The organism is Leucobacter fengyongliangi, assembly GCF_050971685.1.
Taxonomy (GTDB): domain Bacteria; phylum Actinomycetota; class Actinomycetes; order Actinomycetales; family Microbacteriaceae; genus Leucobacter.
Genome location: NZ_JBPCEU010000011.1, coordinates 36,238 through 54,955 on the forward strand (window position 1 = coordinate 36,238; position 18,718 = coordinate 54,955).

16 protein-coding genes are annotated in these 18,718 nt (G+C 62.0%); 10 read left to right on the forward strand and 6 right to left on the reverse strand.

Translation table 11 applies throughout. The annotated features are described in order from the left end of the window. Positions 1 to 33: 33 nt before the first annotated feature. Entirely contained in the window at positions 34 to 1,296 is a 1,263-nt protein-coding gene (locus ACR0R4_RS09360; protein ID WP_433647095.1) for an alkaline phosphatase family protein, read from the forward strand. On the opposite strand, the gene sepH is transcribed toward ACR0R4_RS09360, so the two are convergent. Then, positions 1,293 to 2,450: a septation protein SepH gene (sepH, locus tag ACR0R4_RS09365; RefSeq protein ID WP_433647097.1), complete on the reverse strand. Its 1,158-nt coding sequence runs from the start codon at positions 2,448 to 2,450 to the stop codon at positions 1,293 to 1,295. The genes ACR0R4_RS09360 and sepH overlap by 4 nt on opposite strands. A gap of 210 nt (positions 2,451 to 2,660) precedes the next feature. On the opposite strand from sepH, the gene ACR0R4_RS09370 reads away from it, so the two are divergent. After that, the gene (locus tag ACR0R4_RS09370; protein WP_433647099.1) at positions 2,661 to 2,951 is read left to right on the forward strand and encodes a DUF4193 domain-containing protein; all 291 of its coding nucleotides are present in this window, start codon (positions 2,661 to 2,663) and stop codon (positions 2,949 to 2,951) included. Here ACR0R4_RS09370 and ACR0R4_RS09375 read toward each other — a convergent pair whose 3' ends face one another. Continuing rightward, entirely contained in the window at positions 2,952 to 3,440 is a 489-nt protein-coding gene (locus tag ACR0R4_RS09375) for a DUF3093 domain-containing protein (RefSeq protein ID WP_433647101.1), read from the reverse strand. A gap of 115 nt (positions 3,441 to 3,555) precedes the next feature. Between ACR0R4_RS09375 and dut the strand changes: the two genes are divergently transcribed. The 5 genes from dut (at position 3,556) to dxs (ending at position 10,399) form a co-directional block, all read left to right on the forward strand. Beyond that, the gene (gene dut, locus ACR0R4_RS09380) at positions 3,556 to 3,996 is read left to right on the forward strand and encodes a dUTP diphosphatase (protein WP_433647203.1); all 441 of its coding nucleotides are present in this window, start codon (positions 3,556 to 3,558) and stop codon (positions 3,994 to 3,996) included. Positions 3,997 to 4,048: 52 nt separating this feature from the next. Continuing rightward, on the forward strand, positions 4,049 to 4,717 hold the full coding sequence (locus ACR0R4_RS09385; RefSeq protein WP_433647103.1) for a DUF3710 domain-containing protein: 669 nt from the start codon (positions 4,049 to 4,051) through the stop codon (positions 4,715 to 4,717). Next, positions 4,717 to 5,502 carry a DUF3159 domain-containing protein gene (locus ACR0R4_RS09390; protein WP_433647105.1) on the forward strand — a complete coding sequence of 262 codons (786 nt, stop codon included), beginning with the start codon at positions 4,717 to 4,719 and terminating at the stop codon, positions 5,500 to 5,502. Before ACR0R4_RS09385 ends, ACR0R4_RS09390 begins: the two co-directional genes overlap by 1 nt. A gap of 115 nt (positions 5,503 to 5,617) precedes the next feature. After that, positions 5,618 to 8,287 (forward strand): aconitate hydratase AcnA, encoded by a 2,670-nt coding sequence (gene acnA, locus ACR0R4_RS09395; protein ID WP_433647106.1) that lies wholly within the window; start codon positions 5,618 to 5,620, stop codon positions 8,285 to 8,287. Positions 8,288 to 8,446: 159 nt separating this feature from the next. Next, positions 8,447 to 10,399 carry a 1-deoxy-D-xylulose-5-phosphate synthase gene (dxs, locus tag ACR0R4_RS09400; protein ID WP_433647107.1) on the forward strand — a complete coding sequence of 651 codons (1,953 nt, stop codon included), beginning with the start codon at positions 8,447 to 8,449 and terminating at the stop codon, positions 10,397 to 10,399. A gap of 56 nt (positions 10,400 to 10,455) precedes the next feature. Here dxs and ACR0R4_RS09405 read toward each other — a convergent pair whose 3' ends face one another. The 4 genes from ACR0R4_RS09405 to ACR0R4_RS09420 form a co-directional block, all read right to left on the reverse strand. Next, the gene (locus ACR0R4_RS09405) at positions 10,456 to 12,594 is read right to left on the reverse strand and encodes a 3-hydroxyacyl-CoA dehydrogenase NAD-binding domain-containing protein (RefSeq protein ID WP_433647108.1); all 2,139 of its coding nucleotides are present in this window, start codon (positions 12,592 to 12,594) and stop codon (positions 10,456 to 10,458) included. A gap of 6 nt (positions 12,595 to 12,600) precedes the next feature. Then, entirely contained in the window at positions 12,601 to 13,794 is a 1,194-nt protein-coding gene (locus tag ACR0R4_RS09410; RefSeq protein WP_433647110.1) for a thiolase family protein, read from the reverse strand. Between the two features lie 123 nt (positions 13,795 to 13,917). Next, the gene (locus ACR0R4_RS09415) at positions 13,918 to 15,111 is read right to left on the reverse strand and encodes an HRDC domain-containing protein (RefSeq protein WP_433647204.1); all 1,194 of its coding nucleotides are present in this window, start codon (positions 15,109 to 15,111) and stop codon (positions 13,918 to 13,920) included. Further along, entirely contained in the window at positions 15,108 to 15,725 is a 618-nt protein-coding gene (locus ACR0R4_RS09420) for a DUF3000 domain-containing protein (RefSeq protein WP_433647111.1), read from the reverse strand. Before ACR0R4_RS09420 ends, ACR0R4_RS09415 begins: the two co-directional genes overlap by 4 nt. 126 nt (positions 15,726 to 15,851) lie before the next feature. On the opposite strand from ACR0R4_RS09420, the gene ACR0R4_RS09425 reads away from it, so the two are divergent. Genes ACR0R4_RS09425 through ACR0R4_RS09435 form a run of 3 tightly spaced genes read left to right on the forward strand, consistent with a single transcriptional unit; the run spans position 15,852 to position 18,702 of the window. Then, complete coding sequence (locus tag ACR0R4_RS09425) at positions 15,852 to 17,048, forward strand: alpha/beta hydrolase family protein (RefSeq protein WP_433647112.1); 1,197 nt, start codon at positions 15,852 to 15,854, stop codon at positions 17,046 to 17,048. Between the two features lie 38 nt (positions 17,049 to 17,086). Continuing rightward, on the forward strand, positions 17,087 to 18,145 hold the full coding sequence (zapE, locus tag ACR0R4_RS09430; RefSeq protein ID WP_433647113.1) for a cell division protein ZapE: 1,059 nt from the start codon (positions 17,087 to 17,089) through the stop codon (positions 18,143 to 18,145). 5 nt (positions 18,146 to 18,150) lie between these two features. Further along, the gene (locus ACR0R4_RS09435) at positions 18,151 to 18,702 is read left to right on the forward strand and encodes a type II toxin-antitoxin system PemK/MazF family toxin (RefSeq protein WP_433647115.1); all 552 of its coding nucleotides are present in this window, start codon (positions 18,151 to 18,153) and stop codon (positions 18,700 to 18,702) included. Positions 18,703 to 18,718 lie beyond the last annotated feature (16 nt).

Consider the following 18,718-nt stretch of genomic DNA (forward strand, 5'->3'; position numbering starts at 1 on the left):
ACTTACAACCCCTGTGTGGTTACGATGGTGCTCATGCTACCGATCGCCACCGACAACGGCGCGAGGCTGGCCGCGATTCTGCCCACCGGGCTTGCCGCGGTTGCTCGTGGCCTCGGCGCAGACCCCGTGGAGCTCCTCGCGCGCGCCTGCAAGCTCGCCCCAAGCGAACTCGGCAACAACCTGGTGTTCGACGACGGCTCGCTTCCGCCACTCCGATCGTTCGTGATGGTCGTGGTCGACGGGCTTGGCCACGCGAATCTGCAGGCGCGAGCAGCGCACGCCCGTTCCATTTCCAGATTGCCTTCTCGCCGCATCGAAACGGTTATTCCGTCGACCACAGGAGCAGCCCTCACGACCCTCACAACTGGGCGCCTTCCCGGCGAGCACGGGCTCATCGGCTACCGAATTCGGCACCCCAAACAGGGTCTGCTGAGCACGCTGAAAGACTGGCGCGACATTCCCGATCGACGGGCCTGGCAGCGATCCACACCGCTGTTTGAATTTGCAGCAGCCGTGGGTGCGCGGCCTGTCGCCATCGGGAGACCGGCGCACGCCACCGGTGGGCTGACAGAGGCGATTCTCTCGGGAGCCGAATATCACGGTGCAGTGACGATTGCGGATCGCTGTGCGATTGCCTCTCGCCTGTTGCGGGCCGGTGAGCCGATCGTGGCCTATCTCTACATTGATGAGCTCGACAAGGCCGCACACGCCGATGGCTGGCAAAGTGACCTCTGGCTAAAGCGACTTGAGCAATTGGATGCAGCGCTCGACGATCTCTTGCGCACCCTGCCCGGAGACGTCGGGGTGGTGGTGACGGCGGATCACGGCATGATCGATGTGCCCGAACACCGACGACTCGAACTCGGTGTCGATTCCGAGGAGTTCAGCGGCGTCTCGGAAGTCGGGGGAGAGCCGCGCATGCGCTCGTTGTACCTGCACGTGGGAACTGACCCGGAGAGCGTCGCTGAGCGGGTGGGGGCTGCGCTCGGCAAGCTCGCCTGGGTTGGGACGCGCGGTGAGGCGATCGCGGCAAACTGGTTTGGCCCGATGGCAGCCGGGGTGGCCGAACGCCTCGGCGAAGTCATCGTCGCCGCCCGAGGGCAGGTGTGTTTTACCTTGCCTGGTGACAGCCCAGAAACGCGCGCGATGGTGGGTCAGCACGGCGGACTGAGCTCGGAAGAGCGTGGGGTGCCCCTCGCGCTTGGTGGGGTGCTCGACGGAAGCGGGTTCGCCGCGACAGTGGGCCGGATTGCCGCGATTGCCGCCGCGACAGACCTCACGTCGCCAGCGGATTAGGCCGGATCTTCGTCGCTCCGAGTGCCAAAGAGAATGTCGTCCCAACTGGGGATTGCTGCGCGACCCTTTCCTTTCTTGGGCTTCTCCGAGGGGGTCGGTGAGTCCACACGGGGAAGAGCAGCCCCATCAGTGGTCGGTGTCGGAGTCGGTGTTGGGGTGTGCGTCGCTGATCCAATGTCGGTGACGAGGAATGCGTCACCGACGCGCTCATCCTTGACTGTTTCCGAAAACGGAGCAACGGGGAGACCATCTTGGGGCTGCGCATCTCGCTCGCCCCGCCGTCTGCGCAACGCATCCAAAAGGTCAGCGGTCTGACCGAGGTCGGGAAGCTCGTCGTCTGGTGAGTTGATTGCTCGTTGATCGATCTCCCGACGGCGAGCAAACTCAGCGGTTGAATCTACGATGGGAATCGAGCCGGTTGAGGGGTGACCCGCTGCGCGTGCTGCGTCTGCTCCGCTCGGGGAGATCTCGGCCAGATCGGATCCATCAGTCTCGCGGTCACCCAGGTCAAGCGAGAGCGACTCGGGGTCGAAGGCCCCGGAATCGAATCGATCCCGTTCAGTGCTGGCGTCAACCGCCCGCAGCTTCGGGATCAGGCGTTCACCTACCTCGCCCTGTTGCGACAGCGTCACAGCATCAGGTGTGAGGGGCGCCAACAGACCCTTGCGGTGCTCAAACGACCAGATGGCGCGATGCGCCACATCGTGCGAGGTGAAGTCGAGACCGATCATCCATCCGGCCTCATCATCGCGCCACGAGCGCCACTGTGCGTCTTCTGCGCCCAGACCAACCAGTCGCTCGGCGATGACGGTACCGAATTGCTGTTCCGAGCCCTCAATCGGACTCGTGCGCACCGAAACCGCGTGGGCAGAGGCCAAGATGAACCGCCGCTCTGCAAGCACCGGCTCCTCGTAGCGCTCGATGTCGGTGTCTTCCGCGCCGGTGATCTCCACGATTTCCGCGCGGGACTTTCCAGCCCGCACGAGAGACTGGATCTCCCGCGGGTTCACCCGCGGGGCTTCGCGCTCCCGACGACTGAGATGCCGAAGTTCCGCGAATACCGTCTCGTCGACGATGAGCTTGTGCTCGTTTCCGTCGTTGTCTGCGACGACCAGAGACTGGTCTTCGCGTCGCACAAAGCGCAGTTCATCCATTGTCACTTCCTCCCGTGATTGCACTCAGGGTGTCACGATTGGAGTCGCTTCACCGCCATTGACCCGGCGGGTGAGCAAATCTCTTCGCGCCTGCTCGTCTGAACTTTACTGAGTTCCGGGTGTCGGGTTTGCGTCAAGTGGGTGTTGTGGTGCAAACTATGCCCGCCGAAGGGTAACACCCACCACGACAGACAGGGAACGCTGCAGAGCATGGCCACCGATTACGATGCCCCCCGCAAGAATGACGAAGAGACCGACTCGATCGAGGCTCTCAAAGAGCGGGTGCCCGCGAAGGGTTCATCTGCCATCGACTCAGAAGACTCCGACAACCCCGGGTTTGAACTCGCCGGTGCCGACCTCTCAGACATGGAGCTCGATGTCGTTGTCCTCCCACAGCAGGACGACGAGTTCACCTGCGTGAATTGCTTTTTGGTGCGCCATCGTTCCCAGATGGATCACCAGACCGACCTCGGTCCCGTATGCGCGGAGTGCGCTGCGTAGCTACGCTGATTGCGCAACGCGGACGGCCGCGCGAAGTTCCTCAGGCTTCCGGGTCGTCAGGATCCACTGTGGCGTCGGGTCGCTGGGGTCTATGACCGAAACCCGAACTCCGCTGTGAATGTAGCCGCGGACCAGGAGAAAGCTGCGCGCGTCAAGGCCCGGACCAAGGGCCGCGCGAAGTGAATCTCGATCTAGGGTCTCAACGTCACCGAGCAGGGAAACGGAGATTCGAGCCGATCCGGCGATGAGCTGTCCATTGCTGACTTCAATGGTCGGCGCAAGCGCGAAGAGCGAGCCTCCGATGACCAGGTAGAGGCCGATTGCTACAGGGAGAGCCCACACCGAACTGAGCGGTGTCACCGTCAGCATGACCGCCGGGATCAGCAACAGCAGAGCGATGTAGAGCCCTGGCCCGGGAGCGAGCCGCTCACGATAGCTCCGGCTCGTGGAGTCGGCAGGGATATCTGTTGAATCAGTGGGTTTGGGCATGGGTCGATTATCTCCCGGCGCGTGATCGCTGAAGCTGAGCGTGATGGATCAGGCAGCGGCGTGCCAGCGCACGGCCCTGGAATTCCGCTACCCTAACGGGGTGACTGATGTCGTGATGCTTCCCGTCCTTGCCGAACCCGCGCACATTCCCGCATACGCCCAGGCCGGCGATGCGGGGGCTGATTTGCGAAGTACGGAGGCGCTCGTGCTGCCGCCCGGGGGGAGGGCGCTCGTCGGAACAGGGCTTCGCTTCGCACTACCTGAGGGTTATGTCGCGTTTGTGGTGCCACGCAGTGGACTCGCAGTGAGGCACGGAATTACGGTGCTCAATTCGCCCGGAACGATCGACGCTGGCTACCGGGGCGAGATACGCGTTCCGCTTCTGAACACAGACCAGCACGATGCTTTCACGATTGAACCGGGTGATCGTATTGCACAGCTCATTGTCATGCCCGTGTCACGTGCCAGCTTCGTTCCCGTCACAGACCTCCCCGAGAGCGAGAGAGGCACCGGTGGGTTCGGATCCACCGGCCTGCGAGAGCACCCGGTTGGCTAGGCGCTCGGACACCCGGTTTCGCCACGGCGGAGAATAAAGGAGAATTCAAGGTATGAGCGACGACACTGCACAACCAGCTGACGAGTTAGAGGTTCGCGACCCGGAGGGTCACGACGTGACCGGGGTTGATGAGAGCAAATCTGCTCCAGAGGATCGCGAAACTTCCGGGCCCTTCGATGCCAGCGAGGTTCCTTCCATGCGTCCCTATGTTGACCTGGGTGGCATTAAGGTTGCGCCCAGGGAAGGACTGCAAATGCGACTCGAGGTCGAGGAGCGGACCAAACGAGTCGTTGCCGTCACCCTTGAATATGCGGAGTCTGTGTTGCAGGTGCAGGCGTTTTCTGCGCCAAAGTCAAGCGGCCTGTGGAACCGAGTCCGCGACGAAATCGCTACGCAATTCGCGAGCCAGGGTGCTCGCGTGCAGATCGAGAACGGCCTGCTCGGTCCCGAACTGGTGACCGAGTCCCCAGTCCCTGCAGAACAGGGCGGTGGCACTCGGCCAGTTCGATTCTTTGCCGTAGATGGGCCCCGATGGATGCTGCGGGGTGTGCTCATGGGCAAGGGCGCAGTGGATGCAGATGCACGCGAAAAGGCGCTCGAGGTGTTTCGGGAAATGGTTGTCGTTCGCGGCGATCAGCCAATGCCGCCAAGCGAACTGTTGCCGCTGAAGGTCCCAGCAGGAGTTATGCAGGGCGCGACCGGCGAGGCCACCCAAGCGTGATGGATTCTGACGGGGGATCTCGCCAAGACGGCCAAGCTCGGGCCCCGGGCGACCCTCCGTTGGCCGGGGGAGGCCTCGGTCGCGCCGTCGCCGCCGGAATGAGTGGTGAGTCGATTTCCGCGAGGGGCGTTCTTGAGGCCATCGGTGGGCTTCGCGGGGTGCTCGAGTCACTGATCCCGGCCACGGTGTATCTCGTGGTGTTTGTGCTCACACAAGATGCCCGGGTATCGGTGATCGCCCCACTCGCCATCTCGGTGATCGCGATTGTGGCGAGGTTGCTCCGTCGAGAGCCACTCTCCGCGGCACTCTCAGGATTCTTGGGCGTGCTGGTCTGTGTGGCCGCAACACTCTTCACCGGTCGCGGCGAGGACTACTTTCTGCCCGGCTTCTGGATCAACGGGGCGTGGATCATCGCTCACACGGTTTCGCTCCTCGTCGGCTGGCCACTCATAGGTCTCCTGCTTGGCTTTCTTCGTGGGTCACTCACCGAATGGCGCCGCATCCCCATGCTCCGTCGGGCGGCCACCCTCTGCACCGTGCTCTGGATCGCGGTCTTCGCAGCGAGGTTGGCCGTGCAGTTGCCGCTCTACCTCGCGGCGAACGCAGGTGACCCGGGTGCCGTTGAAGCGCTTGGCATCGCGCGACTCGTCATGGGGATACCGCTTTTCGCTGTCGCGGTGCTCTTCACCTGGCTCGTGCTGAGCAGGGTGAGCGCGGTACAGCGTGGGCTGACTGAGGCTGCAGCAGCGGCCTCTGCGTCACATCGTCCGGGCGACGATTTGTGAGTCATTCGATCATCGGACGAATGACTCGCCGCACGGCTTCCAGCGGTTCGCTGCGTCGCAAGCAAACTCCGTGTAGAATTGTCTTGATATCGAGATAAATTCGAATGGAGCGGTGATGACATCACTCAATAGCTTTGGGGCCGAGCGCACCCTGGCGGTTGGCGACAAGCAGTACCAGATTTACGGCATTGACGCAGTGCCCGGACACGAGCGACTTCCATACAGCCTCAAGGTGTTGTTGGAGAACCTGCTTCGCACCGAAGACGGTGCGAATGTGACGAAACAGCACATCGAGGCCATCGGCAACTGGGATCCCTCGGCTGAACCCGACACCGAGATCCAGTTCACCCCTGCTCGGGTCATCATGCAGGACTTCACCGGAGTGCCCTGCGTGGTCGACCTCGCGACGATGCGTGAGGCTGTCGTTGACCTCGGTGGCGACGCAAACAAGATCAACCCGCTGGCTCCTGCCGAGTTGGTCATCGATCACTCGGTTATCTCTGATGCCTACGGCACCGCGGGTGCAGCGGCAAAGAACGTAGAAATTGAGTACCAGCGCAACGGTGAGCGCTATCAGTTCCTGCGTTGGGGTCAGGGTGCCTTCGACGAGTTCAAGGTAGTGCCCCCGGGCACCGGTATTGTGCACCAGGTCAACATCGAGTACCTCGCCCGAGTGACCTTCACGCGTGAAGTGAACGGCGTGCTGCAGGCATACCCCGACACGTGTGTCGGCACTGATTCACACACCACCATGGAGAATGGTCTCGGCGTGCTGGGCTGGGGCGTGGGCGGCATCGAGGCCGAGGCCGCCATGCTGGGCCAGCCCATTTCGATGCTGATTCCGCGAGTTGTCGGTTTCAAGCTCTCGGGCCAGATTCCGGCTGGGGTGACTGCTACCGACGTGGTACTCACGATCACTCAGATGCTGCGCAAGCACGGGGTGGTGAGCAAGTTCGTTGAGTTCTACGGCGAGGGGGTTGGCTCCGTGCCGCTCGCGAACCGTGCCACCATTGGCAACATGAGCCCGGAGTTCGGCTCGACCGCGGCGATGTTCCCGGTCGACGATGTCACCCTCGACTACCTGCGTCTCACCGGTCGCAGCGAGGAACAGCTCGAACTGATCAAGGCATACGCACAGGCCCAGGGCATGTGGCACGATCCCGCCAAGGAGCCCGTTTTCAGCGAGTACCTTGAGCTTGACCTCAGCACCGTGGTCTCGTCGATCGCGGGCCCGAAGCGTCCACAGGATCGCATCGAACTGACGAACTCAAAGGCACAGTTCGAAACCGACCTGGTCAACTACGCTCAGGCATCGAACCCCGCGAAGGTCAAGGATCAGCAGGGCAACGAGTTCGCAATTGATCATGGCGCGGTGACCCTTGCCTCGATCACTTCGTGCACCAACACATCGAATCCCTCGGTCATGCTTGCGGCTGGTGTGCTCGCTCGTAATGCGAACCAGTTGGGTCTGAAGGCAAAGCCATGGGTGAAGACGACTTTGGCCCCCGGCTCCAAAGTTGTGACTGATTACTACGAAAAGTCGGGCCTTCGCGAAGATCTTGAGGCGCTCGGCTTCTTCCTGGTCGGTTACGGCTGCATGACGTGTATCGGAAACTCCGGCCCGTTGAACGAAGAGATCTCGCAAGCGGTAAATGAGAACGACCTCGCCGTCACGGCGGTACTCTCGGGCAACCGAAACTTCGAGGGTCGAATTAACCCCGACATCAAGATGAACTACCTTGCGAGCCCACCGCTGGTCGTAGCCTACGCGCTTGCCGGCACGATGGACTTTGATTTCGATACAGAGCCGCTCGGCCAGGGGACTGATGGCCAGGATGTCTTCCTGCGCGACATCTGGCCAGATCCGGTGGAGGTGCAGCAGATTGCTGACGCCTCGATCGACTCTGACATGTTCAATTCAAAGTACGCCACCGTGTTCGACGGTGACGAGCTGTGGCGTTCGCTCCCGACTCCCGCGGGAAACACGTTTGCATGGGATGAGAAGTCAACCTACGTGCGCAAGGCACCGTATTTTGAGGGCATGCAGTTGGAGCCCTCGCCCGTGGTCGATATCTCCGGAGCTCGGGTCCTGGCCAAGCTTGGTGATTCGGTCACGACTGACCACATCAGCCCGGCCGGTAGCTTCAAGGCAGAGACGCCGGCAGGGCAGTACCTCGTCGCCAACGGCATTGCACCAAAGGACTTCAATACCTACGGATCCCGTCGCGGCAACCACGAAGTAATGATCCGCGGAACCTTCGCGAACATTCGCCTGCGCAATCAGCTTCTCGACAACGTTGAGGGCGGATTCACGCGTGACTTCACCCAGGAGGGTGCGCCGCAGTCGTACATCTACGATGCCGCCCAGAATTATCAGGCGGCTGGCATTCCCCTGGTTGTGCTGGGCGGTAAGGAATACGGGTCTGGTTCGTCCCGCGACTGGGCAGCCAAGGGAACGAGCCTCCTTGGAGTGAAGGCGGTTATTGCTGAGAGCTTCGAGCGTATTCACCGCTCGAACCTGATCGGCATGGGTGTTTTGCCGCTGCAGTTCCCCGCTGGTGCCAGTGCCGACGATCTGGGCCTTGACGGTACCGAGACGTTCGACATTCATGGCGTGACTCAGCTCAACGAAGGCGTTACGCCGAAGACGCTCCGCGTCGCGGCACGCAAGACCGACGGAACCGTGGTTGAGTTCGACGCTGTGGTGCGGATCGACACCCCTGGCGAAGCTGACTACTATCGCAACGGTGGCATTCTGCAGTACGTGCTCCGTTCGCTGGTCTAGCGGTTACAGCGGCTAGGTGGCCCGGGCGCATTGCGCCCGGGCCACCTAGTTTTTCTGGGGCTCGCGCTACCTTGTTCGTCCCCAGTTTGCCCCTCTTCAGGGTGGATAAGATGGTGAGAATTCCCGTGGCACCTGCTTCGGGTGAGTCGGAGGTTTTGGGTGGCAATTCTCGATCGGGTCGACGGCCCGCGCGATCTGGATGCGCTGACTCTGGCCGAGTTGGAAGCTCTCGCCGCGGAGATTCGTGAGTTTCTCATTGCAGAGGTAGCGAAGACCGGGGGCCATTTGGGGCCCAACCTCGGCGTGGTCGAACTTTCGATCGCGCTGCATCGGGTCTTTGAATCGCCGCACGACCCGATTATTTGGGATACGGGGCACCAGAGCTACGTTCACAAGCTCCTGACCGGTCGGAAAGACTTTTCCAGGCTCCGGCAGCGGGGGGGCATCGCCGGCTATCCGCAGCGTTCTGAGTCGACTCACGACATCGTGGAGAGTTCGCACGCGTCCAGTTCGCTGAGCTGGGCCGACGGAATATCTCGTGCCTTTGCCCGGACGGGCCAGCAGGACAGGCACGTCGTCGCGGTCGTAGGTGACGGCGCACTGACGGGTGGGATGACCTGGGAAGCACTCAATAACATCACCGATGACAACTCCCGCAACCTGATCATCGTGATGAATGACAACGGTCGCTCGTACGCGCCGACCATCGGTGGGATGGCACGCTTCCTGAACTCCGTTCGCGCCACGGGCAGCTATCGCGACCTGCAGGAGGGGAGCGAGAAGCTCTTCTCTGCGTTTGGCGCTCCAGGTCGCACCGTGTATCGGGCCGCACGGGGTGCAATGCGTGGTTTTGTGAGTCGGGTCAGTGACAACCAGGACCTGTATTCGAACCTTGATATAAAGTACCTCGGTCCCGTCGACGGCCACAACCTCGAGGCCGTGGAAGAGGTGCTCCGCCAGGCCAAGGGCTACGGTCGTCCCACGCTTGTGCACATCATCACGGAGAAGGGGCGGGGATACGCGCCCGCAGAGAATGATCTAGCGGATCAGTTTCACGCTATCGGCAAAATCGATCCTGAGACCGGTGAATCTTTGCAGAACGGTGGAGGGAAGAGCTTCACCGGGGTATTCAGCGAACACATGCTTGAGCTTGCCCGTGAGGAGCCTCGACTCGTCGCGATCACTGCCGCCATGCTCGCACCCACCGGGCTCGACGCCTTCGCAGCCGAGTTTCCCGACCGCGTGTACGACGTTGGGATCGCTGAGCAACACGGTGTGACAACCGCCGCGGGTCTCGCCTACGGGGGGTTGCATCCGGTGGTCGCAATGTACGCAACCTTCATGAATCGCGCATACGACCAGTTGTTAATGGATGTCGCGTTGCATGGAGCCGGCGTCACATTTGTACTTGACCGAGCTGGCATCACGGGCCCCGACGGGGCGAGTCATAACGGTGTGTGGGATCTCGCAACCTTGCAGGTGGTTCCCGGAATCAGGATCGCCGCACCCCGGGACGAGCCGAACCTACGCGAGCTCCTGAGCGAGGCCGTTCGGGTCGAAGACAGGCCCACCGTGCTCCGCTTCCCCAAGGGCAGCGTAGGAATCAACGTACCGGCAGTGCGCCGAACCGACGACGGCGTCGACATCCTGCGCGAAGATCGTTTGGAACAGGCAGACGACGGGGGTGCCGCCTGGCGCGACGTGCTCATCGTAGGCGTGGGCCCGATGAGCCGTGTTGCACTTGATGCGGCGGATCTCTTGGCAGCACAGGGAATCACGGTTACGGTCGTCGACCCTCGCTGGGTTGTGCCCGTTCCCGATTCCGTCGTCGATCTTGCGCGAGCGCATCGACTCCTGATCAGCATCGAGGATGGCATCCGGGTGGGTGGAATCGGCACGCGAATCAGGCAGGCCCTTCGAGACGCTGGTGTCGACACCGCGGTGAGCGAGCTGGGAACGCCGTCGGAGTTTCTAGAGCACGCAACTCGCGCCGAATTACTCGAGTACACGGGGCTCACCGCCGAGAAGATCGCCGCCGACGTGGCAGATCAGGTTCACGGCAAGCGAATCCCGGTGGCAAAACCGGAGCCCCCGGGACACGCTTCAGAGTAACTAGCGAAGGCCCGATCCACTGAGGTGAATCGGGCCTTCGCTAGTTGTGGCCGAGTCTACAACCCGGTGCCAGCAATCCTGGGATCGTGGAACGTCGATCCAAAGACCCGCTCGCTCGCTCCGACTCGGTCGAGGTATGGGGTCGCTCCGCCAGCTTGGAAGGGCCAACCCGCGCCCAAGATCAGGCACAGATCGATGTCCTCGGCAGCGGCGACAACGCCCTCGTCGAGCATGATCTTGATCTCGCCAGCGAGTTCGTCTTCCACCCGACGGAGAATCACGTCTTCAGTCACCGCCGAGTTGCCGAAGGCGAGCGCCTTCTTGGCCTCGCGAGACAGATCCTCAACCTTGCCATGCTTGTTCTTAACCAGGGGATCAGTGAGCTCAGCGATCGCGTGCAGATTTGTCGATGCGTAGAAGCGCTCGGGGAATGCGTGCACCATCGTGTCCTGCACGTGCGCGGCGACCTTCCAACCGACGAGATCGATGAGTTCGAACGGTCCCATCGGTAACCCGATCGGTGCGAGCGCACGTTCCACCACCGGCATGGGCGTGCCCTCGTCGAGGGCGCGTGCGGCCTCGCCCATCACCTTCGCGAGCAATCGGTTCACGACGAAACCAGGGCGATCCGCGGTGATGACCGCACTCTTCCCCAGTCGCTTCGCGACCTCCATCGCGGTTGCGAGAGCGGCATCGTCGGTGCTGGGCACCTTCACGACCTCGATCAGTGGCATCACCGCAACCGGGTTGAAGAAATGGAATCCCAAGAGTCGCTCGGGGTGCCGCAGGTTCACGCCAATCTCCTCCACCGAGAGGGACGACGTGTTCGTCGCAAGGATCGCGGTGTCGCTGATGATTGGCTCAATCTCTGCGAAGACCTGCTGCTTCACGCCGAGCTCTTCGAAGACGGCCTCAATGACCCAGTCGCAGTCGGCGTACAGAGACTTGTCTGTCGTTCCTTGCACGAGGCCCTTGAGCTGGTTCGCGTCGTCGGATGTGAGACGACCCTTGGCCATCATCTTGTCGATCTCGCCCCGAATATAGTCGAGGCCCTTGTCGACTCGGGCCTGGTCGATGTCGGTAATGAGAACTGGTACGCGCAGCTTGCGTGCGAACAGGAGAGCGAACTGGCTGGCCATGAGGCCGGCACCGATTACACCGACCTTCTGCACAGGCTGAGCGAGCTTGCGATCGGGCGCCCCTGCCGGGCGCTTGGCTCGCTTCTGCACCAGATCAAATGCGTAGATCGAGGCGTGGAATTGATCGCCGGAAATTAGCTCAGTCAACGCCTCGTCTTCGCGCTCGAACCCGCGCTCAATGTTGTTGTCTTTTGCTGCGCTGAGCAGCTCCAGCGCAACGTAGGGAGACTTTGCAGCGCTTCCGATGCGAGCCTTCAGGGTGTCGCGTGCGATCTTGATCGCCGCGGGCCATTTGATCAGTCGTTCGGTCTTGCCGGGCACGTGTGGGCGATCCACTTTCTGCTCGCCGGTCAGTACACGGTCCGCCCAGCGAACAGACTGCTCGAGAAAGCTGGCTGCACCAAACATGACATCAAACAGACCAGCCTCAAGCGCCTGCTCCGGTTTCAGCATGCGATTGTTCTTCAGCGGGTTTGAGACAATGATCTCGATTGCCCGCTCGATGCCGACGAGGTTGGGAACGAGTGTTGCACCACCCCACCCCGGAATGATTCCCAGGAAGACCTCCGGAAAGGCGAGCGCAGCGGTCGAAGAATCGAGCGTGCGGTAGTCGCAGTTCAGCGCGATTTCCATCGCGCCGCCGAGTGCAAGGCCGTTCACAAATGCAAAGGTGGGAACGCCGAGCCCGCGGAATTTTCCCAGCACATGGTGGCCGTATTGGGCCATGAGTCGCGCGTTCTGTTCCGTCGCCAGCGTTGAGACTTTCGACAGGTCGGCCCCGGCAGCGAAAATGAACTGCTTCCCGGTAATCGCGACGGCCTGAATCTCGCCTGCGGCAGCGCGGGCTGCTTGCGCATCTAGCACGCCGTTCAACTCGTGGAGGGTGAGTGGGCCGAGCGTGTTGGGCCGGGTGTAGTCGGCACCGTTGTCAAGAGTGATGAGCGCGAGCGTGCCGCCCGAAGGGAGCGCAAGGTCGCGAACGAAACTGTGCGTCACAACTTCGCCCTCGGCCGCATCGATGAGCGGGGAGAAATCGATCTTCGTGTAATCGGTCATGGCGAGTTACTTGCCCTTCTTGCCGTCAAAGTGGGGGTTTTCCCAAATCATCGTGCCGCCCTGGCCGAGGCCAACACACATGGCGGTGATGCCAAAGCGCACGTCGGGCCGCTGCTCGAACTGGCGCGCCAACTGGAGCATCAAGCGCACCCCCGATGCAGCGAGTGGGTGGCCCACAGCAATTGCACCGCCCCAGGGGTTCACCCGGGGGTCGTCATCGGCGATCCCGAAGTGATCAGTGAAGGAGAGCACCTGCACAGCGAAGGCCTCGTTGAGTTCGAACAGGCCGATGTCAGTGATCTGCAAGCCGGCCCGTTTGAGCGCCTTCTCAGTTGATGGGACTGGTCCCAGCCCCATGACCTCCGGCTGGACTCCCGCGAAGGCGAAGCCAACGAGTCTCATCTTGCTCGTGAGGCCAAGTTCTTGAGCGGTGTCTGCACCCGCGAGGAGCGACATCGTAGCCCCGTCAGTGAGCGGGGACGCGTTGCCCGCGGTGACCTTGCCGTGCGGCCGGAAGGGCGTGCGCAGCGTGGCGAGATCCTCGAGGGTGGACTGGGGCCTTCGGCCCTCGTCCTCAGTTGCGAGGCCCCAGCCGCTCTCGCTGCGGGTCGCGACTGGGATGAGATCGGGTTGAATGTCCCCACGATCGTAGGCCGCCTGCACCTTCTGCTGGCTAGCCACTCCGAACCGATCAGCGCGTTCCTTGGTGAGTTCTGGGAAGCGATCGTGTAGTCGCTCGGCGGTGATTCCCATGTTGAGTGCGTCCGGGCTTACCAATTTCTCGGCCACGAAACGTGGGTTCGGATCGGCATCGAGTCCGATGGGGTGACGACCCATGTGCTCCACGCCACCAGCGATAGCGAGGTCATACTGCCCGGCACCGATCGCAGCCCCCATCATTGAAGCCACGGTCATGGCGCCGGCGCACATTCGGTCGAGCGCGTACCCGGGCACGGTCACTGGAAGACCAGCAAGCATTGACACGGTGCGACCCAGTGTCAGCCCCTGGTCGCCCTGCTGTGTGGTCGCGGCGATACCCACGTCATCCACGCGGTCTAACGGCAAGCCGGGGTTTCGCTCGATGAGCCCTTGCAGCGCCTTGACGGCCAGGTCGTCAGCCCGAGTGCCCCAATACATGCCTTTTTCGCCAGCGCGCCCGAATGGGGTGCGAACCCCATCAACGAACACGACTTCTCTCATTGCGGCCACTATGCCTCCATCGGATGGGTTTTCAGCGTCAGCTTCCATCTTAGGAACTGAGTCTCAACAGTGGGGCACGCACGTGTGGAATCACCGTGGGGAGTTCGAGCGATCCGGACCAAACTATCGTGTTTCTACAAAAGCGCGAGCAATAATCGGTGCAGTTGCTACACACTGCCACGGGCGTGCGCCGAGCTCAGCGAGTCGATGGGCGATCGCTTCCGCGGTCGGTTCTGCTGGTGGATCCCAAGCCAGCCGACGCAGGGTATCAGGGGTGAGGAGATTCTCGATCGGCATGCGCTGCCGATCAGCTTCGGCCGCGACAACCTCACGCGCGGCCGCCAAACGTGCTGCAGCCTCCGGGTATCGCTGCCCCCAGTTTCGATGATGCGGCATGGCATCAGCGACTCGAGCTGGTTGACCCGGAAGATCCTCCGAGGTCTTTCCTCGTAGCACAGCGTTCCACCAGCGGTCGAGCTCGGTACGACTGGCGCGGCCCCGAAACTCCTTGATGCCAGCCAGTTGGCCCTTTGAGCGTGGGTTTGTGGAGGCGGCGACAATCAGTGAGGCATCGGGAAGGAGCCTGCCAGGCGCAACATCGCTGCTGCGGGCCAAATCGTCTCTCGCATACCAAAGCTCTCGGGCGATCGCGAGCTCGCGCGGAGTTTTCAAGCGGTTGCCCCCGGCGAGCTTGCGCCAGGGCTCGATGGGCAAAGGTTTGGGGCTTCGATTCAGGACGGCCTCAAACTCCTGCTGTGCAATCTCAACCTTGTTCTGTGCCCCGAGTTCGCGCGCAACCAGTTCGCGCAGGTCTGGCAACAACGCGACGTCGAGCGCCGCGTATTCCAGCCACGGTTCAGGCAGAGGGCGAGTTGACCAATCTGCGGCGGAATGTGCCTTGTGGAGGCGAATGCCGAGCAGCTGCTCAACGATAGCTCCCAGTCCCACACGATCAAATCCGAGCAGACGAGATGCCAGTTCGGTGTCAAAAAGTCGCTCAGGAATGAGGCCCAGTGTCTCGAGGCAGGCAAGATCTTGGCTTGCGGCGTGCAAGATCCACTCTTCACCGCGCAGAGCATCGGCGAGCGGCTCGAAAGTATCAAGCGCGGTTGGATCGAAAAGGAACGTGCCCGCACCCTGACGGTGTACCTGCACAAGATAAGCCTCTTGCCCGTAGCGGAACCCGGACGCGCGTTCCGCATCGACACCGGCGGGACCTGTACCAGCCGCGATCCGCTCGGCCGCATGTTCAAGCGCGGACAGATCTGTGACGAGCGACCAGTCTGCGGCCAGGTCTGATTGTTCTACCACGGCTATGCCCCGCGAGTATTGCCGCGAGAGCCCCGACGTGCACTCAGAGATGCCACGCCTTCTTGCTGCGGAAGGCCAGCAAGAAGACAGAGCAACTCGCTCCACGCCTCGCCATGGGGCGCAAAGTCATCACCCAGCGGTGTCCAAGACGCACGTATTTCGATCTGAGCGGTGTCTTCTTGCTCCTCGAGCGTGCCAAAGCCGGTTGACAATGTCTTGGTAGCCGTACCCGAGGCGAAGGTGTAGTTCGCCGCGCGGGAATGGAGGGCATCGATGAGCCATGACCATGCCACGTCTGCTATGAACGGGTCCACACCGATTTCGACCTCGAGCGGCGCCTGTGCGAAGCACACGATTCTAAATGGACCACCCCAGTCGCTGGCAGAAGCCGGATCGTGCATCAGCACCAGGCGACCAGCCCCAAATGGCGAGTCTCCGGCATCCTCGGCCGGATGTGCGCTGCCCTGTGCGACTCCTGCTGAGAACGCGATCGACCGTGGCGCTATGCGATCTGGCGCGGGAATCTCTCTCACGTGCAACTCGGTGCGATACCTTGCGGCACGCAACTGAGATGCCGCAGCGTCAAATGTTGCGACATTGCCGAAGTCATGTTCCCTCACAAGTGGAACACTAGAGTTTGGTGGTGAAACCTCCGGTTGCCACGCCGCGCGATGGCGCAATTGTGACTCGGATGGTGAGGTGACCACGCGGTCACCGAGTCGCGTGGAGGAAGCGAGGTGAGTGACATGGCACAGACCCGGTCATGGGTGGCGGGCGCAGTGTGGGGTGGTCTTGCGTGCTCAACGGCACTCGTTGGCGGCATACTTGCTGTGCTCTCCTCCATGTTCGCTCGACGGGTGCTGACACCATCTGCGCCCGACGCGGACGTCGTGGTGTGGGCAATTGAGCCACGCAACGAGGTGATGCGCGTGTGGATTCACGGCCCAGATGCTGGCCTGCCCGGAAAGTACTCCTTCATATTTGACGAAGGGACTGGCCATGCACGGCTGGGCCCCGTCGTGGATCGGGTGTTCGATGACGGTGTGGATCGCATCGCCCGAGACGTGATTGCGCTCGACCGCGGCAAACTCCATGTGGGGGCACAGGGCCGGATTACCGGTTGGTGGTTCACCGACCCTCGCGAGAGCGGTGGGCGTGTCAAGCGGGTGACTTTTCCGGTTGACGGGGGAGAGTCGTGGGGCTGGTTGGTGCGACCAGAGAACCCTGTTCCAGGCAGATTTGCCGTGCACGTGCACGGTCGCGGTGCGCTCCCGGAGGAAACACTCCGGGGACTTGCTCCTGTCTTGCGGGCGGGTGTCACGAGCCTCGTCATCGCGTATCGAAACGATCCGGGCGCGCCTTCGGGCATCGGCGGGAGATACGGTCTCGGACTCGCGGAACGGTACGACGTTGACGCAGCAATCGCCTGGTTGCTGAAGCAGGGCGCGCAGCGGATTACTTTGGTGGGGTGGTCAATGGGTGGGATCACCTCGCTGTTGTCAGCGACGCGTGGACCCCATCGTGGCGCTGTTGATGGATTAGTGCTCGATTCCCCAGGCCTGGACTGGCACATTATTCTTCGTCGGCAGGCACGTTTGGCTGGACTCCCTGAAGTTGCGGCGAGACTTGGCATGAGCATGCTGCAACACGGAGTCGTGCGCGGAGCCGTGCCATGGAAACGTGGCACGGATCTGGAAACAATGAGCCCCGAAGCTCTCGCCGTGCGGCTTCACGTGCCAGTGCTCATCCACGCGAGCCCGGGTGATTCATTTGTGCCATGGGATGGATCGCTGCGACTTGCGCAACTGCGACCGGACCTCGTTCGGATACGAGAAGCTATGGGGGAGCACGTGAGACTTTGGAACGTTGACCCCTTGGCTTGGGAGTCGGAGACCGAGGAGTTCGTTCGTTCGCTCGAAGCACCGAACGTCGCAGCACGCTGAAACAACCGGTCCGCGGGTACCGCGTAAACTGAGGGACGATGTCCCACAATACAGAGCACAGCTCCGCCCGCCTCGTCGACCGTCATCCGGCCATTTCCGGCACCGAGCTCGTGGGTACTCTGGTGCCCCCGCCGCAGTTCAACGGTGCGAGTTTCGAGTCCTATCGGCCGGATGAGGCATTCCCGTCGCAGGCACTGGCTCGCGACACGCTGCAGGCGTTCGCCGAGCCAGAGGCGCCGATAGCCCGCGCTGGACTCTTCGGGTTCGGGAGGAAGAAAGCCGTAGCCGCGCCGCAGTCGCTCGCGCCCACCAAACCGGGCGTGTATCTCGACGGTGGTTTCGGTGTGGGTAAGACTCACCTCCTCGCTGCGACGTGGCATGCAACCTCTGGCAGGAAGTACTTCGGCACCTTCATCGAGTACACGGCGCTCGTAGGGGCGCTCGGGTACGCCGGTGCGGTCGGGGTTCTGCAGGGTGCCCGGCTTGTGTGTATCGACGAGTTTGAGCTCGATGACCCGGGCGACACGATGCTGATGACGCGTCTCATCGGCGATCTGACAGGCACGGGTTCGCGGATCGTCGCTACCTCAAATACCCCGCCCAACGCGCTCGGAGAGGGCCGCTTCGCCGCTGCAGATTTCATGCGGGAAATTCAGGCGATGGCCGATCGGTTCGTGACACTTCGCATTGACGGTGTCGACTTCCGTCAGCGCGACCTCGCAGGCGATGCCATCACCCTGAGTGATGAGGCGTATCGATTCGCCCTTGCAGATGTGGCGCTTGCGGGCGAGCGGATGACCGACGACGAGTTCGGAAGTCTGATCACTCACCTCGCGACGATTCACCCATCCAGTTTCATCGGGCTTCTCGACGGGGTGCAGACAATCGGTCTGCGCAACGTGACAGAACTGACCGATCAGTCAGCCGCGCTTCGTTTTGTTGCCTTCATTGACCGCGTGTACGACGCGCAGATTCCCATTCGGGCCACCGGACTCTCGCTCACGTCGGTGTTCGGTGGAGGCATGCTGGACGGCGGGTATCGCAAGAAGTACATGCGGTGCATGTCTCGCCTGAACGCACTTACCCAAGGCGCCTGATCGAAATGAGCCGAGAAAACCGCAAGCTGTTGGGCCTCCTCGGCGCTGTCGGTGCAATCGCGCTGAATTGGGGTGTGGCGAAGTCGCGAAGGCTCGTGAAGAGCCGCACTCCGCGGGTACCTTCCTCGCCTACCACGACGGAAGCTGGACAAGCGGGACTCGGCGCAACTCGAGAGTTGACTCGATCCGAGATCGTCGGACTGGTGCCAGAGTACGATCCGCACCCCGATGGTGACCCCGATCCCGGCGAAATTGTCTGGACGTGGGTGCCGTACGTTGAGAACGACGGCCGGGGGAAGGACCGCCCGGTACTCATCATCGCTCGCTTTGACCGTCACGCGGTTGCCGGCTGCTATCTCAGCACCAAACGTCACGACGGGTTTATCTCAATCGGCAGTGGCGCATGGGATCCCGAAGGACGGGAGAGTTTCGTGAATCCCGGCCGAATCTTGTTCGTCTCAGATAGCGGCATGCGGCGTGAAGGTCACGTGGTGACACCTGACCGTTTCGAGCAGACGGTGCGACACATTGCCGCGCTGCACGGGCTTTCCACATAGATTGAATTTGACGTTT

Bases quoted from the DNA above. Each gene is read 5' to 3' on its own strand.
- ACR0R4_RS09360 (WP_433647095.1), top strand. From the start codon at position 34: ATGCTACCGATCGCCACCGACAACGGCGCGAGGCTGGCCGCGATTCTG.
- sepH (WP_433647097.1), bottom strand. From the start codon at position 2,450: ATGGATGAACTGCGCTTTGTGCGACGCGAAGACCAGTCTCTGGTCGTC.
- ACR0R4_RS09370 (WP_433647099.1), top strand. From the start codon at position 2,661: ATGGCCACCGATTACGATGCCCCCCGCAAGAATGACGAAGAGACCGAC.
- ACR0R4_RS09375 (WP_433647101.1), bottom strand. From the start codon at position 3,440: ATGCCCAAACCCACTGATTCAACAGATATCCCTGCCGACTCCACGAGC.
- dut (WP_433647203.1), top strand. From the start codon at position 3,556: ATGCTTCCCGTCCTTGCCGAACCCGCGCACATTCCCGCATACGCCCAG.
- ACR0R4_RS09385 (WP_433647103.1), top strand. From the start codon at position 4,049: ATGAGCGACGACACTGCACAACCAGCTGACGAGTTAGAGGTTCGCGAC.
- ACR0R4_RS09390 (WP_433647105.1), top strand. From the start codon at position 4,717: ATGGATTCTGACGGGGGATCTCGCCAAGACGGCCAAGCTCGGGCCCCG.
- acnA (WP_433647106.1), top strand. From the start codon at position 5,618: ATGACATCACTCAATAGCTTTGGGGCCGAGCGCACCCTGGCGGTTGGC.
- ACR0R4_RS09405 (WP_433647108.1), bottom strand. From the start codon at position 12,594: ATGACCGATTACACGAAGATCGATTTCTCCCCGCTCATCGATGCGGCC.
- ACR0R4_RS09410 (WP_433647110.1), bottom strand. From the start codon at position 13,794: ATGAGAGAAGTCGTGTTCGTTGATGGGGTTCGCACCCCATTCGGGCGC.
- ACR0R4_RS09425 (WP_433647112.1), top strand. From the start codon at position 15,852: ATGGCACAGACCCGGTCATGGGTGGCGGGCGCAGTGTGGGGTGGTCTT.
- zapE (WP_433647113.1), top strand. From the start codon at position 17,087: ATGTCCCACAATACAGAGCACAGCTCCGCCCGCCTCGTCGACCGTCAT.
- ACR0R4_RS09435 (WP_433647115.1), top strand. From the start codon at position 18,151: ATGAGCCGAGAAAACCGCAAGCTGTTGGGCCTCCTCGGCGCTGTCGGT.